General features: G+C 58.4%; 1 protein-coding gene. It reads right to left on the bottom strand.

Annotation, left to right across the window (positions count from 1 at the left end; genetic code table 11):
- A protein-coding gene (locus tag RXV88_RS23610) for an IS5 family transposase (RefSeq protein WP_316296184.1) occupies positions 1–685 on the bottom strand; the annotation gives its coding sequence in 2 pieces (ribosomal slippage) (positions 1–367 and positions 367–685; 686 coding nt annotated over the 2 pieces). This gene is flagged as partial in the annotation.
- Positions 686–712 lie beyond the last annotated feature (27 nt).

Genomic DNA, 712 nt, shown 5'->3' with positions numbered 1-712 from the left:
GTCGCGACACGGCGCCAGTCTTTGAGCCTGCCAAACATGATTTCGATGCGATTGCGACGCTTGTATCGGCGTTTGTCGTAGCGCACAGCAGTCTTGCGTTGCTTGCGACCTGGGATGCAGGCCCGTATCCCTTTGTCTTTCAACGCTTCCCGGAACCAGTCGGCATCATAGCCACGATCCCCGAGGAGCCATTCCACTTTCGGCAAGCTGCTCAGGAGTGCCCGCGCTCCGATGTAGTCACTGACCTGTCCAGCGGTCACAAAGAGATTGAGTGGACGTCCTTGGCTATCGCAGATGGCATGCAACTTGGTGTTCATTCCGCCCTTGGTTCGGCCAATCAGGCGTCCACGCCCCCCTTTTTGACCCCCAAACTGGAAGCCGTGCGGTGTGCCTTGAGATAGGTCGCGTCGATCATCACGGTTTTTTCTTCGCCGTGTTCGGCGGCCAGTCCCGCCATCATCCGGGCAAACACCCCCCTGTCGCTCCAGCGCTTCCAGCGGTTGTAGAGTGTCTTGTGGGGGCCATAGGCTTCAGGGGCATCGCGCCACCTTAACCCATTGCGGTTGATGAAAATAATCCCACTCAGGACGCGCCGATCGTCGACGCGTGGCTTGCCATGGGACTTCGGAAAATGGGGCTCCAGACGCGCCATCTGCGCATCACTCAGCCAGAAGAGATCAGACATATCACCGCTCTGTTTTCGCGCGGTGAA

Origin of the sequence: Aestuariicoccus sp. MJ-SS9 (assembly GCF_032586235.1) — a bacterium.
Lineage (GTDB): Bacteria > Pseudomonadota > Alphaproteobacteria > Rhodobacterales > Rhodobacteraceae > Aestuariicoccus.
Note: the sequence above shows the minus strand (reverse complement) of the source record. Positions and strands in the feature narration are given on the sequence as shown.